Origin of the sequence: Streptomyces sp. (assembly GCF_031181555.1) — a bacterium.
GTDB classification, from domain to species: domain Bacteria; phylum Actinomycetota; class Actinomycetes; order Streptomycetales; family Streptomycetaceae; genus Streptomyces; species Streptomyces fimbriatus.
The window spans coordinates 1-14,829 of the sequence record NZ_JAPSKQ010000133.1 but is presented as its reverse complement, the minus strand read 5'-3'; the positions used below and the strand labels follow the sequence as shown (position 1 = coordinate 14,829).

The window sequence follows — 14,829 nt, the reverse complement described above, 5'->3', positions numbered from 1 at the left end:
GCTCTCCGGTCCCGGCCTCCTCGACTCCAGCGGTTCCAGGCGCGCCGGCCCCGGCCCGTCCCGCGTCGGGCCGCTTCGCGGGCACGGCGCCCGCGGGCTCCCTCTGCGCCTCCCGGTCCCGGCCTACCGCCGTCGGCGCCTGCGCCAGCCGCGCCGTCCACCGCCGCGAGAAGGAGGCGATCGCGACCAGCACCACCACGAGCCCGATCTTGACCAGCAGCAGCTGTCCGTACCGGGTGTCGGTGAACGCCGACCAGGAGCCGAGCTGCCGCCAGGACTGGTAGGTCCCGGTGGCGACGAGCGCGACCACGCTGCCGAACGCGAGCCGCGAGAACCGCTGCACGGCGACCCGGTCGACCGGGGTGTCGGCGGGCGCCCGGTAGAGCGCGACGAGCAGGGTGGTGAGCCCGCCGAGCCAGGCGGCGACGGCCAGCAGATGGACGACGTCGACCGGCATGGCGATCCCCGCCTGGAGCCCCTGCGAGGCGTGCTCGGACATGGCCCAGCTCGCGGCGAGTCCGGCCGCCACGACCGTCCCGCCGATCGCGAGCCCGAAGGTCAGGTCCCGCTTCTCCTCGTCCTCGCGCTTGTCGTACGCCCCGAACAGCACCGCGATGAACAGCGCCGCCGCGGCGAGCAGCAGCAGCCGGGACACCAGCGCCGCGCCGGTCTTGGTCTGGAGCACGTCCCCGAGCAGCGTCAGGTCGAAGACGTCACCGACCTCACCGGAGCGGGTGTACGAGCCGCGCAGGAGCAGCAGCGCGAGCGTGGCCGCGGTGAGCGCGAGCCACCCGGAGACGACCAGCCGCTGCACCGCCCGCACCCCGGAGCCGCGCTGCCAGCAGGCGAGGACGAAGGCGGCTCCGCCCACCATGACGACGAACCCGGCGTACGCCACGTACCGGCCGAAGCCGTACAACCGGCCGACCGGCCCGTCGTCGGCGGCCTGGGCGGTGACCGGGACGGAGGTCTCGGAGGGGGCGCCGATGGAGAAGGTGAAGGCACCGGCGACGGGGTGGCTGTCCGCCGACACCACCTGGTAGGCCACGGTGTACGTGCCGTCGGGCAGCCCGCTGAGCAGCCGCACGGAGTACGTGGTGCCGCTCGGGTTGACCGGGTCGCCCTTGTCGACCCGCTTGCCCTTGGGATCGAGCACGCGAACGGCGTCGTCGCTCACCGCGACCGGCTCGGAGAAGGTGAGCGAGACCTGGGTGGGGGCCCGGTCGACCACCGCCCCCTGCCGCGGGTCGCTTCCGGTCAGCGCGGCGTGCGCGGAGGCGGGAGCGGCCCCGGCGAGGAGCGCGCCGGTGACGGCCAGGAGCAGCAGCACCAGGGTCCGCACGCGGGGGGCGATGGTCTGGGTCACGGGGGTGTCTCCCTCAGTGTCCGGTCTCGTGTCCGGTCCGGTGTCCGGCCTTCGGCGTGTAGGTGGCGGGCTTCACCGGGATCTCGACCGTGACGGGGTCGGACCGGTCGAAGCGCAGCTCGACGGAGACCTTCTGGCCCTGCTTGGGCTTCCGCTTCAGCTGCTCGAACATCAGGTGGTTGCCGCCGCTCTCCAGCACGAGGCTCCCGTGGGCCGGGATGTCGAGCCCGTCGACCTCCTGCATGGCGCCGTCGACGGTCTCGTGCACGGTGACCTGGCCGGCGACGTCGCTGCTGACGGAGGTCAGCCGGTCGGCCGCGTCGCCCTCGTTGGTGATGGTGAGGAAGCCGGCCGCCATGTCCGACACCGGCTGCGGCATGTAGGCCGAGCCGACGGACAGGTCCGCGGTGCCGCCGCCGGAGCCCGAGCCGTCCGAGCCGCCGCACCCGGCCAGGGCCAGCGCCCCGGCGACGACCAGGGACGGGACCACGCGGAGCCTCACGGGTTCTCGCCCTTGATGATCTTGGGGAGGTCCTTGGTGTAGTCCTCGACGGTGGCGTCCTCGCCGTAGAGGACGTAACCGCCGTCGGTCTTCGGCGAGAAGGCGATGACCTGGGTGCCGTGGTCGGAGACGACCTTGCCCTTGTCGTCCTTGCGCGGCGGGTCGATCGAGATGCCGAGGGTGCGGGCGCCGGCCTGGATGGTGGCGAAGTCGCCGGTCAGACCGACGACCTGGGAGTCGATGCCCTTGAGCCACTTGCCGAGCGCGGCGGCGGTGTCCCGCTCGGGGTCGGTGGTGACGAACACGATCCGCAGCTCGTCCTGCTGGTCCCGGGGCAGCTGCTTCTTGGCCACCGCGATGTTGTTCATCGTCAGCGGGCAGACGTCGGGGCAGTGCGTGTAACCGAAGTAGATCAGCGTGGGCCTGCCCGCCGTCTCCTCGCGGAAGTCGTACTTCTTGCCGTGGGTGTCGGTGAGGACGAGGTCCGGCTTCTCGAACGGCTTGTCGAGCACGGTGGCCGCCTTGTCGGAGCCGGTTTCCTCGGAGACCACGGCGACGGGCTTGCCGTTGTCGCCGCCGCCGCTGCCGCAGGCGGAGAGGGTCAGGGACGCGGCGGCGAGCAGGGCGGCCGCCGCGAAGGTCTTCTTGCGCATGAAAGGTGTCCAGGGTGGTGAGGTGCTCCGGCGCGCACCGGGGGGCCACGGGGCCGTGACCGGTCCCGGTGCGCGCCGCTGGGAAGAGGACGGGATCAGGCGGAGGTGCGCCGGCGCCCGGCCAGTACGCCGTAGGCGATGCCCGCGGCACCGACGACGATGCCGACGATGCCCAGGACGCGTGCGGTGGTGTCCGTGCCGCCGGAGTCGTCGGAGTCGGACGCCGTGGTGGTCCCGGCGGCGGCGTCCTCGGTGGACTCGGCACCGTCCTCGGCCTTGTCGTCCTCCGCGGCCCCGTGGGAGTGGCCGTCCTCGGAGGCCTCCGACAGCGCGAGGACGGGGGCCGGGTGCTCGGGCTCCGCCTGGCCCTCCTGCGGCACCTCGATCCAGCGGACGACCTCCTTGTTGGAGTACGTCTGCAGGGCCTTGAAGACGAGTTCGTCCGCGTCCTCGGGCAGCGTGCCGACGGACACCGGGAACTTCTGGAAGAAGCCGGGCTCGATGCCGTCGCCGTCGGCGGTCCAGGTGACCTTGGTGACGGCCTCGTCGATCTTCTTGCCGTGCATCTCGAGCGGCTTGTCCAGCTCGGACTTGGTGACCTTGATGTCCCAGCCCTCGACCGGCTGCGGCATCACGGAGGCCAGCGGGTGGTCCGTGGGGAAGGTGACCTCGACCTTGGTGGTCGAGGCGTTGTCCCGCTCGTTGGGGACCTTGAAGTTGACCACCGCGTAACCGCCCTTGGCGGCCTCCCCCTCGGGCTGCACGCTGACGTGCGCGAAGCAGGGGGTGGACACGGCGAGGACGGCGGCACCGGCGACGGCACCGGCGGCGGCGATACGGGAAGCCTTCATGGCAGAAGCACTCCGCTTCGGTCGATGTTTCGCTGACGATGAGGGGTGCGCGCCCACGGCGGGAGGACCTTCCGGTCTCTCCCGGTCCCTCCCGTGTCTCGTGGAGGAGGACTCGGGCGCGGCGGGAACCGGACGCACGCGCGCGTGCCGCACGCCGGCGTCCCTCTCCTCAGCCGGGGAACCGGTGATGGCGGAGTGGTCGGTCGCGGCGCGTCAGGCGGCGAGGGCGAGTGCGGTGACGGCGGCCGGCGGGCCGCGGCGGATCACCGTGTGCTGGAGCACGGTGGTGCGGGGCGCGGGTGGCGCGGGCGGCGCGGTGCGCGGCGTGCGGGGGCCCGCTTCCGGGGTTCCGGGGAGCCCGGCGCGCAGGGCACGCACCAGGGCGAGCGCCGCGCGGAGGGAGCGTACGAGGGCCCCCTCGGCGACGCCGTGCGCCGACAGTTCGGTGAGCCGCAGCAGGGCCAGGTCGCCGCGGCGCAGCAGCCAGCCCGCGGCCATCGCCGCGAGGACGTGGCCGAGCAGCATCGGCAGCGACGGAAGCAGGGACGCCGGGGAACCCGCGGCGGTGGACAGGGCGTCCGCCGGGGTGTGCGCCGTGCCCGGGTGGATCCGCGCGTCGGTGAGGATGCGGTGGGCCTGGGCGGGACTGATCGTCGCCGCGGCGGGCCCGCACATCAGCCGCGCGGCCTGCTCGACCAGCGCGGCGTCGGAGAGGGCGGACGACGCACCCGCGGGGGGTGCGGCGGTGCCGTGCTGCCCGAGGCCGAACAGGGTGTGCAGTGCCGTCTGCCCGGCCGTCAGCAACACCGCGATCACCGGCAGGGAACGCGGGCGCCCGGCGAGCGGCGCGGCGACCGCGACCGCCGCGAGGAATCCGGCGACCAGCGTCCACAGCGGGACGACGGCGCAGGAGGCGAGGCTGTGACCTGCCCCGGCCAGCACGACGCAGACCGCGGCGAACACCGCGGCCCGCAGGATCCGGAGCCCTCGTCCGGAGCGTGTCATGCGTGCGTGGGGGGCAGTCATGGCGGGCTCATCATCGCACTGGCCCTCCGGTCGCCGTACGGCAGGTCCGCAAGATGAGGTACGACCGGAAGATCACCTCTGCCACGGACCGCCCCACATACACCGATCGACTCCACGACACACCCGCCGTATGGGCGGTGTCACGTCAACTTCACGCTTACAAGTGAGTACTCAGGGCAATACGTAACGATATGTCGAGCCGCGGCCGGGAGGCTGGAGCATGAGCATCTGGTGGTCACTCCATCTGCGGCGCGATGCTGCGAGCGTGCCGCTCGCCCGGCGTCTTCTGCTCGGCACCATGGAGACCGCGGGCGTCGACCCCGAGATCTCCTACGACCTGTCCGTCGCCCTCAGCGAGGCCTGCGCGAACGCCGTCGAGCACGGCGGGGACACCGCGTGCGGCGGCGGTTCGGAGGCGTTCCGGGTGACCGCCTATCTCGACGGCGAGAAGTGCCGCATCGAGGTCACCGACGAGGGCCCCGGCTTCCCCGCCGGTGCTCCGGGCCGTTCCCGCCCGCCGGCCCGCCCCGCACCGGTCGACGCGGAGCACGGACGGGGTCTCTGTCTCATCCAGGAGCTGGCCGACCACGTCCGCATCGACAACAAGCCGGGCCGGGGCGGCGCGGTGGTGAGCTTCGACAAGATCCTGAAGTGGCGCGAGGGCGCCCCGCTGGCCACGGTGTAGCGGCGCCGATCCGGCCCGTCCCCGGCGCGACCGGACGCGTACGAACCGCGGGCGGAGGCGGACGGAGACGGGCGGAGGGCCGGGTACGAACCCGTACCCGGCCCTCCGCCCTGTGGCCGGCCCTTCCGGTCAGCCCTTCAGGGAGGCCATCCACGCCTCGACCTCGTCCGACCGCCGGGGCAGCGCGGCGCTCAGGTTCCGGTTGCCGTCCTCGGTGACCAGGATGTCGTCCTCGATGCGGACGCCGATGCCCCGGTACTCCTCGGGCACGGTCAGGTCGTCGGCCTGGAAGTACAGGCCCGGCTCGACCGTGAGCACCATGCCGGGCTCCAGCGTGCCCTCGACGTACGTCTCGGTGCGCGCGGCGGCGCAGTCGTGGACGTCCATGCCGAGCATGTGACCGGTGCCGTGCAGCGTCCAGCGGCGCTGCAGACCCAGCTCCAGCACCCGCTCCACCGGGCCCTCGACCAGACCCCACTCGACGAGCCGCTCGGCCAGCACGCGCTGGGCGGCGTCGTGGAAGTCGCGGTACTTGGCGCCCGGCCGCACCGCCGCGATCCCGGCCTCCTGGGCGTCGTACACGGCGTCGTAGATCTTCTTCTGCAGCTCGCTGTACCGGCCGCTGATCGGCAGCGTGCGCGTGACGTCGGCCGTGTAGTACGTGTGGGTCTCCACGCCCGCGTCGAGCAGCAGCAGGTCGCCGGAGCGGACCGGGCCGTCGTTGCGCACCCAGTGCAGGGTGGTGGCGTGCGGGCCGGCCGCGCAGATGGAGCCGTAGCCGACGTCGTTGCCCTCCACCCGGGCGCGCAGGAAGAAGGTTCCCTCGATGTAGCGCTCACTCGTCGCCTCGGCCTTGTCGAGGACCTTCACCACGTCCTCGAAGCCGCGCACGGTGGAGTCGACCGCCTTCTGCAGCTCGCCGATCTCGAAGTCGTCCTTGACCAGCCGCATCTCGGAGAGGAAGACGCGCAGCTCCTCGTCGCGCTCGGCGGTGACCTTGTCGGTCAGCGCCGCCTCGATCCCGGCGTCGTAGCCGCGCACGACCCGCACCGGGCCGGTGGCCTCGCGCAGCGCGTCGGGCAGCTTGCGCACGTCGGAGGCGGGGATGCCGTACAGCTTCTCGGACTCGGCGAGGGAGTGGCGGCGGCCGACCCACAGCTCGCCCTGGCCGTCCAGCCAGAACTCGCCGTTCTCCCGGTCGGAGCGCGGCAGGAGGTAGAGCGTCGCGGTGTGGCCCTCGCCCTCGGGCTCCAGGACCAGGACGCCGTCCTCGGTCTGGTTGCCGGTGAGGTAGGCGTACTCGACCGACGCGCGGAAGGGGTAGTCCGTGTCGTTCGACCGGGTCTTCAGGTTGCCCGCCGGGACGACCAGGCGCTCGCCCGGGAAGCGGGCGGACAGCGCGGCGCGGCGGGCGGCGGTCCGGGCGGCCTGGGGGACCGGCTCCAGGCCGTGCAGCTCGGTGTCGGCCCAGCCGTTCTTCATGTTCTCGGCCAGCTCGTCGGACACGCCCGGGTACAGGCCGTTCTTGCGCTGCTTGATCGGCTCTTCCTCAAGGGTCTCCGGGGTCTCCGGGAGCTCCTCCGCCACGGTCATCCTCCTCGATACGGCACGGGACCTCCCCCGAGCTCTCGGCTTCGGATCTCGGCTCCGCTCGAGCAGGGGGGACCCCCATCATCGTACGGTCGCGCGGAAACGGCCGAAGCGGGGAAGGACCTGTTACCGAGGGCGCACGGAGGATGACCGGTCCGCGGCCCCGGCGGCTACTCGAACCGCGCGGCCAGCAGCACCACGTCCTCCGCGGAGTCCGCCGTGCCCGCCCCCTGGGGCAGCACCGTGCGCAGGACGTGGTCGGCGATCGCGCCGGGATCGTGGCGCAGTGCCCTCGGTACCCCGGCCGCCGCCGCGTGCAGCCGGGCGAAGGCGCGGTCGGTGGGGTCGCCGGTGCGGTGCAGCAGTCCGTCGGTGTAGAGCAGAACCGTCTCCCCCGGCTCCGGAGCGATCTCCACGCTCGGCGCCTCCCAGCAGGCCAGCATGCCCAGGGGAGCGGAGACGGAGGTCTCCACGAACTCCGTGCGCCGCTCGCCGAGCAGCAGCGGCGGGCAGTGCCCGGCTCCGGCCAGCGTGATCCTGCGCAGCGCGGGTTCGCAGTAGCCGAACAGCGCGGTGGCCGACCGGGCCGGTTCGGTGAGCCGCAGCAGCAGCTCCAGGTCGGACAGGACGGCGACCGGATCCTCGCCCTCCATCACGGCGTACGCGCGCAGGGACGCCCGCAGCCGCCCCATCGCGGCGACCGCGCTGGGCCCCGACCCGGTGACGGACCCCACGGCGAGGCCGAGCGCGGCGTCCGGCAGGGGCAGCGCGTCGTACCAGTCGCCGCCCCCGCGCGGGGAGGTGGCGTGCCGGACGGCGAGCTGGACGCCGGCGACGCGGGGGAGGCGCGAGGGCAGCAGCTCCTCGGACACGGTGGCCATGCACGCGCGCGTGCGCTCGAGTTCGAGGAGCCGGGCGAGGTGCTCGGCCGCGTGACGGACGTACAGGCCGACGAGGTGGCGCTGCCGCTTCGACGGTTCGGCCGGCTCGTCGTAGAGCCACACCGCGGCGCCCAGGCGGCCGGCGGTCCCGGTGGTGAGCGGCAGGGTGTAGCTGGCGGCGTAGCCGAGGCGCGCGGCGACCTCGCGGTGCCGGGGGTCGAGCCCCTGCTCGGCGAACAGGTCGGGCTCGGCGATGCCGTCGTCGGCGCCGGTCAGTCCGTCCAGGATCCTGCCGTGCGCCAGGGAGCCGCGCGGCACCGTCTCCATGTGGCCGAGGTCCGCGCGGGCCAGGCCGAGGCCGGTGGTGGTGTCCGGGCCGAGACCGTCGGCGGGTTCCAGGGCGACGAGCCCGCGCCGCGCCCCCACCAGGGCGGAGCCCGCGCGCAGCAGTTCCTGCAGCGCCTCGTCGAGCGCGCTCACGCGGGCCAGGCGCTCGGTGAGTTCGTGGAGGGTCGTGAGGTCGGAGACCCATCCGGCGAGACGGTCCTGGAGCAGTGCCCCCGGTGCGGGCTGGGGGGGTGCCGGGGCGGCGGAGGTACCCGCGGCGACGGACGCGACAGTGTGTGCGGGTGCCGGGACCGTCGAATCGATTCCGGCCACTTTCGGAGGGTGCGGGGCGTTCATGGTGTCCGGCTTTCCGACCGGTGCGTACTGCTCCAAAGCATCGCAAACCCCCATGTCATTCTGCGTCGCCGGCAGTGTCTCCACATGTACACGTACTCGTAAGGAGATGTCCAGCATTGTCCTGCTGGGTTTCCTGGTGTCTGTGAGACTGGAGGGAATTCCCCGCAGACCCCTTGTCGAAATATGAAGTTGGCTTGAAACTGCCTCAGGGGGAGGCGTATTGCGGTCGACTGGGCTTGCTCGACGGAGCGTCACGACGGTCGTGATGGGTACGTACTCGGTGAAGGCCAGGGGTGGTCGGGAACCATCCGGGAACCTGGTGACGGACCCGGGCGTCTTAACCACCGACGACCGTGCCCCATCCTCCCGTGGCGGAGGCGGAGAGAACCACGCGCGACGGCAAACGCCAGACTTCGCCACCCCCACGCCACGCCCATGCTTCCGAGAGACGCGGTATGGGTGGAGCGGCCGCGGAGGCAGCCCTTGCTCGGCCCATAGGGGTTCCCCCTGCCCGGTGCGGGGGTGTGATGCGCCAACAGGTACGCACAGTGAAGTGATCGACACATGGTGTGATGTGGACCACGGTGTTGCCAGGGGTGCAACGGAAAGGAACGAGCGCTCATGCGCGAGATCCTCGGAAGGCGACGCAGGCTCCTGTCCCGGCGCGGTGACGGAGGGCCGGAGTTGATCGGCGCGGCCCTGACGTTCGCCACGGAATGGCAGTGGCCCGTACTCCCGGGCGTGGCGGCGGACCCGCGGGGCGGCAGGTCCCGCTGCGGCTGTCCCGACCCCGAGTGCACGGTGCCGGGCGCCCATCCCTTCGATCCCGGCCTCCTCGCCGCCACGACCGACGCGCGCATGGTGCGCTGGTGGTGGAGCAACCGGCCGACGGCCCCCATCATCCTGGCCACCGGCGGCAAGGCCCCCTGCGCGGTCTCGCTGCCCGCCCTGCCGGCCGCCCTCGCCCTCGACGCGCTGGACCGCCGCGGCATGCGGCTCGGCCCGGTCGTCGCCTCGCCGGCCCGCTGGTCGATCCTGGTGCAGCCGTACTCCATGGAGCAGCTGGGCGAGCTGCTGTACGCCAAGGACTTCGTCCCCGGCTCCCTCCGCTTCCACGGCGAGGGCGGTTACCTCGCCCTGCCCCCGTCCGTGACCGCGCAGGGCGGGATCCGCTGGGAGCGCGCTCCGCTGCCCGGCTCGGCCTCTCCCTGGGTGCCCGGCGTCGAGGCCGTGGTGGACGCCGTGGTCGAGGCCCTCACCCGGGCGGGTGTGAGCGCTCCCGAGACGTAGGGGCGTCGGCGCGGGCCACGTCCGGCGCCCGCTCCGGGGTTGTCCCCCCGGGGCGGGTGCCGCGTCATGCCGGGAACCGCCGCGCCGCATCCCCGGAGGACCCGCCCGCCCGTCCGCGCGGCCGTCGGGCGTTCTGCCCCTGTCCGGGGCCGTGCGCGGACCTGCTGCCGCAGCGCCGCCCGCGGGGCGCGCCGCGCGGGTGCAGGGGGAGAAACCACGCGCCCCACGGCGGACCCGGAGTTCACGGACCGTACCGGAAGGGGACCGCTGCCGCCGCGCTCCGGGGCAACGCGCAGGCGGGGGCGGGCGGTTGGCGCGCGATTGCGTTCCGTGAACGGCGACCGGCACGGAAAGACCCGGTTGCTGGCGACGGGGGATGCACCAGCAACCGGGCTACTGGAACGGTAACAAGAGATCGGCGGTTCGCAAATTCCACCTCGGCCTTTCCGGTCACCGACTGGCCTGTCTGCGCCGGTAGTTGCCCCTGAGGCCGGTGGTGCGCGTGGGACCCGGTGCCGCTGACCGACCGGTCAGCAGCACCGGGTCCCGGGGGAGTGCCTCAGCTGAGCGTGACCTGGCGATTGGTCAGGCCGCCGCGCGCGCGGCGCTCGTCGGCGGTCAGCGGTGCGTCCGCGGCCAGCGCGGCGGCGAGCCGCTCGGCGAACTCGGCCGCCGGCTTCTCCACGTCCTCGGCCGTGACCCCGCTGGGCAGGTCCCAGACCGGCACGGTGAGCCCGTGAGCGCGGAAGGAGCCCACGAGTCGGGTGTCCTCGCCCAGGGAGGAACGCCCGGCCGCGTGCAGCCGCGCGAGAGCGTCCAGAAGCTGCTCCTCGGGGTGCGGCATGACCCACCGCAGGTGGTTCTTCTCCGGCGTCTCGCACCAGTACGCGGAGTCCACGCCCGAGAGCTTGACGGTCGGGATGGCCGCGGCGTTGGCCCGCTCCAGGGAGGCGGTGACGTCCGGCGTGGCGTTCTCCGGGTCCGGGATCCAGAACTCGAACCCGCTGTGCACCACCGGCTCGAAAGCGCCCTTGGGATCCAGCAGGTCCTGCAGCCGGGGACCGTCGGCGGGAGCGCGGCGGGCCTGCACCGGGGTGCCGGGTGCGGCGGTGAGCGCGCGCTGGAGGGTGTCGGCCAGGTCGCGGCTGATGTCACCGGAGGAGGTGTCGTTCTGCAGGCCGAGCAGGACCGAGCCGTCGTCGCGGCGCAGGGCGGGCCAGGCCATCGGCAGCACCGTGGCCAGCGTGACCGACGGGACGCCCTCGGGCAGGCCGTCCCTGAGCGTCAGCTCGACGGTGGCGGCCGGCACCAGCTCGCGCAGCGCCACCCAGTCGCACTCGCCCGGCAGGCCCTCGAACGGGCGGTGCACCAGCTCGGTCACGGCGTGCGCGGCGGCACGGCCGTGACAGGCCTTGTAGCGGCGGCCGCTGCCGCACGGGCAGGGCTCGCGGGCGCCGACGACCGGGACCTCTCCGTCCGTGAGCTGCGGGCGCTTGGCCTTCGTCTGGGGTCGCTTCTTGGCCATCGTGGGTGTCTCCCGGTTACGGCTCGTCTCGTACGGGCGCCGAGCCTAGCCGTTCACGCCACGGCCGACGGGATCCGGTGGCGTGCCGTGCCGTTCTCGTGTCCCGCTCGCCCCCGGCCGGTACGGTTGCCGCCCGCCCTCGCGGGGCACTGGTCCGCGCGGCCCCGGCCGGGGCCGTCAGCCGAGGTCGTCGAAGGCGTCCGCGAAGTCCAGTCCTGGGATCCGGGACACCGCGGGGGCCGTCACCCGCGCGGCGAAGTCGTCGCGCCGGTGCCCGGCGTCCGGGTCGTGCACGTCCTTGTGGACGACGACCCACACGGTGACCTCGCCCGGCACCTCGTCGCGTACGCCCCAGTCGTCGGCCAGCGCGGTGATGATGTTCAGCCCCCGGCCGCCGTGCGCGGTGACCGACGGGGTGGCCGGTGCCGGGCGGGTCGGGCCGCCGCCGTCCGTGACCTCGACGACGAGCCGGCCGCGGGCGTCCACCCACCAGGCGGCACGGACGTCACCGTCCCCGGCCAGGGCGTCACCGAGGGGCCGGCCGTGTTTGCACGCATTGCTCAGCAACTCGGAAAGGATCAGTACGGCGTCGTCGATGACCGCGTCCGCCACGCCGCCGTCGCGCAGTTGCGCGCGCATCCGGCGCCTCGCTTTCCCCACGCCCGCAGGGCCATGGGGTACGGCCATGCTCGACGACGTGGGCACCTCCTGTGCCACCACCAACGCCACCCCCGAGACCTCCTTCGCCCCACGCCACGGTGTGGATGCCCCATTGGCCCGAACCGGAAACCGTCCCCTCCCTGTGCGGTGACGCACTCGCAACGATCGAATACGCACCGAACGCGCCGGAGCACTCCCTGTGATGGTGTGGCTGGATTTCGTCGGTGTGGCCGAGAGGTGAGGATGGGCCGGGGCGGGGCGCGAGGTCAAGACTCCTGCGGGAACCGCACGGAAAGGGTGCGCGGATCAGCGGCCGAGCCGGTCGAGCACCGCGCGGGGGCGATTGGTGATGATGGCGTCCACCCCGAGGCCGAGGCAGAGGTCCACGTCCCGGGGCTCGTTCACGGTCCACACGTGCACCTGGTGGCCGGATTCCTTCAGGCGCTCGATGTACGCGGGGTGGCTGCGCGCGATCCGGAGGGAGGGCCCCGCGATCCGTACGCCCGCGGGCAGCCGTCCGTCGCGCAGCCGGGGCGAGACGAACTGCGTGAGGTAGACCGTCGGCAGCGTCGGCGACGCGGCACGCACGCGGTGCAGCGAACGCGCGGAGAAGCTCATCACGCGCACCGGGGACTCCTCGGCCGTGGCCGGGGCGTCCAGACCGAACCGCTTGAGCAGGAGCAGCAGCCGTTCCTCCACCTGACCCGCCCACCGCGTGGGGTGCTTGGTCTCGATGGCCAGCTCCACCCGGCGCTCGGCGTCGAGGACCAGCTCCAGCAGCCGCTCCAGGGTGAGGACGGAGGTGGCCTCCCGGTCCTCCGGACGGTGCTCCCAGTCGGGCTCCTCGGTGCGGCCGCCGAAGGAGTCGCGGGTCTTCCAGGAGCCGAAGTCCAGGGCGGCCAGGTCGGAGAGCTCCAGCGCCGAGACCGCGCCGCGGCCGTTGGACGTACGGTTGACGCGACGGTCGTGGACGCAGACCAGGTGGCCGTCGGCGGTCAGGCGCACATCGCATTCGAGCGCGTCCGCTCCGTCCTCGATCGCCTTGCGATACGCGGCCAGGGTGTGCTCGGGGGCGTCCTCGGAGGCCCCGCGGTGCGCGACGACTTGGGTCGGGTGCTGTCGTGCGTGGGTCACCGCGTCATGGTGCCACCGCGCGCGGGTACACGTGCGCGCAGAGGGGCGCAGCCGGTGCGGAGGTCCGGTCGGAGGCATTGAGGTGGCGCTCCTTTAGTGAGTAATGCCCTATGTAAAGAATGACCCCGGACCCACAGGAACGGCTTATGGTGCCCTGACGGTCCATGGGAAAAGCTGACGTCATACAAAGAGACGTGCGCAGCTGCGTCACGCCGGACGCTCGACGAGCGTGAACGGACATGAGTGAACGTGACCGAGTGGGACCGCGTGGGACCGAGAACAACAGCCGTGGATCGAGGAGAGAAGCTGTGAGCACCGAGAACGAGGGCACCGCGGTACCCCCGGCCCCGTCCGCACCGCCCGTGCCGGTGGATGCTCCCGCTGCTTCGGCGCACCAGGAGCGTCCCGCTCCGGACGGGGGGACCTCGACGGCCCCCATGCCCCCGGTCCCGCCGAACGCCCCCGGGGCCGCACAGGACCACGGCGCCCCGGGCTCCCCGGCGCCGCAGAACGGCCCGTCGGCCGGTCACGGCTCCCCCGAGCACGGCTTCGGTCACGGTGCGCAGGGCGCGCCCGCCTTCGGGGGCCCCGCGGGATCCCCGCCCCCTCCCGACGCCTCCTGGCCGCCCCCGTCCTACGGCGACGGCGGTGCCGGGCACGGTGCCGGCGGCTGGGGCTCCTCCTACCAGCAGCCGGCGCCGAAGAAGGGCGGTGGGCGCGGCCGTCTGGTCGCCGCGGTCCTGGCGGCCGCGCTGGTCGCGGGCGGTGCGGGCGGCGGCCTCGGCTACACCCTGGCCAAGGAGAACGACACCGGCGGATCGACGACCGTCTCGGCGTCGACCAGCGGCGGGGACATCAAGCGCGAGCCGGGCACGGTCGCCGCCGTGGCCGCCAAGGCGCTGCCCAGCACGGTCACCATCGAGGCCGAGAGCAGCAGCGGCGAGGGCGGCACCGGCACGGGCTTCGTCTTCGACACCCAGGGCCACATCGTCACCAACAACCACGTGGTGGCGGAAGCCGTCGACGGCGGCGAGCTCTCGGTCACCTTCCCGAACGGCAAGAAGTACGACGCCGAAGTGGTCGGCAACGCCCAGGGCTACGACGTCGCCGTCATCAAGCTCGACAACGCCCCCTCGGACCTGAAGCCGCTCCCCCTGGGCAACTCCGACGAGGTGGCCGTCGGCGACTCGACGATCGCGATCGGCGCGCCCTTCGGCCTGTCCAACACGGTGACGACGGGCATCATCAGCGCGAAGAACCGCCCGGTGGCCTCCAGCGACGGCACCGGCAGCCAGGCGTCGTACATGAGCGCCCTGCAGACCGACGCGTCCATCAACCCGGGCAACTCCGGCGGGCCGCTGCTGGACGCGCAGGGCAACGTCATCGGCATCAACTCCGCGATCCAGTCCACCAGCAACGGCGGCTTCGGCACGGGCCAGGCCGGTTCGATCGGCCTGGGCTTCGCCATCCCGATCAACCAGGCCAAGTACGTCGCCCAGGAACTGATCAGGACGGGCAAGCCGGTGTACGCCAAGATCGGCGCGTCGGTCTCCCTGGAGGACACGTCGGGCGGCGCGAAGATCACCGAGCAGGGCGCCGGCGGCTCCGAGGCGGTCGAACCGGGCGGCCCCGCCGACAAGGCCGGTCTGAGGCCCGGTGACGTCATCACCAAGCTCGACGACCGGGTCATCGACTCCGGCCCGACCCTGATCGGCGAGATCTGGACCCACAAGCCGGGCGACGAGGTCACGATCACCTACGAACGCGGCGGCAAGGAGCACACCACGGAACTCACCCTGGGCTCCCGCGTCGGCGACAACTGACCTCACCCGCGGCCACCGGACCCGTTACCCTTGTCCCCGCGCCGCCGATCACCGGCCGGCGCGGGGAGGTGTGCCCGAGCGGCCTAAGGGAACGGTCTTGAAAACCGTCGTGGCAGCGATGTCACCGTGGGTTCAAATCCCACCGCCTCCGCGCTGAGA

13 protein-coding genes and 1 tRNA gene are annotated in these 14,829 nt (G+C 73.0%); 4 read left to right on the top strand and 10 right to left on the bottom strand.

Annotated features, from left to right (window positions below; translation table 11 throughout):
- The 5 genes from RIM90_RS23340 to RIM90_RS23320 form a co-directional block, all read right to left on the bottom strand.
- The coding region (locus RIM90_RS23340) for a copper resistance protein CopC (RefSeq protein WP_309062709.1) at window positions 1-1,366 on the bottom strand (1,366 nt) is incomplete at its 3' end.
- 13 nt (window positions 1,367-1,379) lie between these two features.
- Window positions 1,380-1,868 carry a copper chaperone PCu(A)C gene (locus RIM90_RS23335; RefSeq protein ID WP_309062708.1) on the bottom strand — a complete coding sequence of 163 codons (489 nt, stop codon included), beginning with the start codon at window positions 1,866-1,868 and terminating at the stop codon, window positions 1,380-1,382.
- Window positions 1,865-2,521, bottom strand: coding sequence for an SCO family protein (locus tag RIM90_RS23330; RefSeq protein ID WP_309062707.1), 657 nt, complete (start codon window positions 2,519-2,521; stop codon window positions 1,865-1,867). The genes RIM90_RS23335 and RIM90_RS23330 overlap by 4 nt, the downstream gene beginning before the upstream one ends.
- Before the next feature lie 95 nt (window positions 2,522-2,616).
- Window positions 2,617-3,372, bottom strand: a complete 756-nt coding sequence (locus RIM90_RS23325) for a YcnI family protein (RefSeq protein ID WP_309062706.1) — start codon at window positions 3,370-3,372, stop codon at window positions 2,617-2,619.
- Between the two features lie 213 nt (window positions 3,373-3,585).
- Entirely contained in the window at window positions 3,586-4,398 is an 813-nt protein-coding gene (locus RIM90_RS23320; protein ID WP_309062705.1) for a hypothetical protein, read from the bottom strand.
- Window positions 4,399-4,618: 220 nt separating this feature from the next.
- Here RIM90_RS23320 and RIM90_RS23315 point away from each other — a divergent pair, with 220 nt between their 5' ends.
- A complete protein-coding gene (locus RIM90_RS23315; protein ID WP_309062704.1) occupies window positions 4,619-5,083 on the top strand; it encodes an ATP-binding protein in 465 nt (154 codons plus the stop codon).
- A gap of 129 nt (window positions 5,084-5,212) precedes the next feature.
- On the opposite strand, the gene RIM90_RS23310 is transcribed toward RIM90_RS23315, so the two are convergent.
- Window positions 5,213-6,676, bottom strand: a complete 1,464-nt coding sequence (locus RIM90_RS23310) for an aminopeptidase P family protein (RefSeq protein ID WP_309062703.1) — start codon at window positions 6,674-6,676, stop codon at window positions 5,213-5,215.
- Between the two features lie 167 nt (window positions 6,677-6,843).
- A complete protein-coding gene (locus RIM90_RS23305; protein ID WP_309062702.1) occupies window positions 6,844-8,355 on the bottom strand; it encodes a PP2C family protein-serine/threonine phosphatase in 1,512 nt (503 codons plus the stop codon).
- A 504-nt stretch (window positions 8,356-8,859) separates the two neighbouring features.
- Here RIM90_RS23305 and RIM90_RS23300 point away from each other — a divergent pair.
- Window positions 8,860-9,528, top strand: a complete 669-nt coding sequence (locus RIM90_RS23300) for a bifunctional DNA primase/polymerase (RefSeq protein WP_309062701.1) — start codon at window positions 8,860-8,862, stop codon at window positions 9,526-9,528.
- Between the two features lie 559 nt (window positions 9,529-10,087).
- On the opposite strand, the gene RIM90_RS23295 is transcribed toward RIM90_RS23300, so the two are convergent.
- The 3 genes from RIM90_RS23295 to RIM90_RS23285 form a co-directional block, all read right to left on the bottom strand.
- Entirely contained in the window at window positions 10,088-11,053 is a 966-nt protein-coding gene (locus RIM90_RS23295) for a DUF5926 family protein (protein WP_309062700.1), read from the bottom strand.
- Between the two features lie 177 nt (window positions 11,054-11,230).
- The gene (locus RIM90_RS23290) at window positions 11,231-11,869 is read right to left on the bottom strand and encodes an ATP-binding protein (RefSeq protein WP_309062699.1); all 639 of its coding nucleotides are present in this window, start codon (window positions 11,867-11,869) and stop codon (window positions 11,231-11,233) included.
- Between the two features lie 150 nt (window positions 11,870-12,019).
- Entirely contained in the window at window positions 12,020-12,847 is an 828-nt protein-coding gene (locus RIM90_RS23285) for a glycerophosphodiester phosphodiesterase (protein WP_309062698.1), read from the bottom strand.
- A gap of 308 nt (window positions 12,848-13,155) precedes the next feature.
- Here RIM90_RS23285 and RIM90_RS23280 point away from each other — a divergent pair, with 308 nt between their 5' ends.
- Both RIM90_RS23280 and RIM90_RS23275 read left to right on the top strand, forming a co-directional pair.
- On the top strand, window positions 13,156-14,670 hold the full coding sequence (locus tag RIM90_RS23280; RefSeq protein ID WP_309062697.1) for a trypsin-like peptidase domain-containing protein: 1,515 nt from the start codon (window positions 13,156-13,158) through the stop codon (window positions 14,668-14,670).
- Between the two features lie 64 nt (window positions 14,671-14,734).
- A tRNA-Ser gene (locus tag RIM90_RS23275) sits at window positions 14,735-14,821 on the top strand.
- Window positions 14,822-14,829 lie beyond the last annotated feature (8 nt).

What these genes read in the sequence shown, in the direction of transcription:
- RIM90_RS23330 (WP_309062707.1), bottom strand. Translation starts at nt 2,521, where the DNA reads ATGCGCAAGAAGACCTTCGCGGCGGCCGCCCTGCTCGCCGCCGCGTCC.
- RIM90_RS23315 (WP_309062704.1), top strand. Translation starts at nt 4,619, where the DNA reads ATGAGCATCTGGTGGTCACTCCATCTGCGGCGCGATGCTGCGAGCGTG.
- RIM90_RS23300 (WP_309062701.1), top strand. Translation starts at nt 8,860, where the DNA reads ATGCGCGAGATCCTCGGAAGGCGACGCAGGCTCCTGTCCCGGCGCGGT.
- RIM90_RS23305 (WP_309062702.1), bottom strand. Translation starts at nt 8,355, where the DNA reads ATGCTGGACATCTCCTTACGAGTACGTGTACATGTGGAGACACTGCCG.
- RIM90_RS23320 (WP_309062705.1), bottom strand. Translation starts at nt 4,398, where the DNA reads ATGACTGCCCCCCACGCACGCATGACACGCTCCGGACGAGGGCTCCGG.
- RIM90_RS23325 (WP_309062706.1), bottom strand. Translation starts at nt 3,372, where the DNA reads ATGAAGGCTTCCCGTATCGCCGCCGCCGGTGCCGTCGCCGGTGCCGCC.
- RIM90_RS23310 (WP_309062703.1), bottom strand. Translation starts at nt 6,676, where the DNA reads ATGACCGTGGCGGAGGAGCTCCCGGAGACCCCGGAGACCCTTGAGGAA.
- RIM90_RS23295 (WP_309062700.1), bottom strand. Translation starts at nt 11,053, where the DNA reads ATGGCCAAGAAGCGACCCCAGACGAAGGCCAAGCGCCCGCAGCTCACG.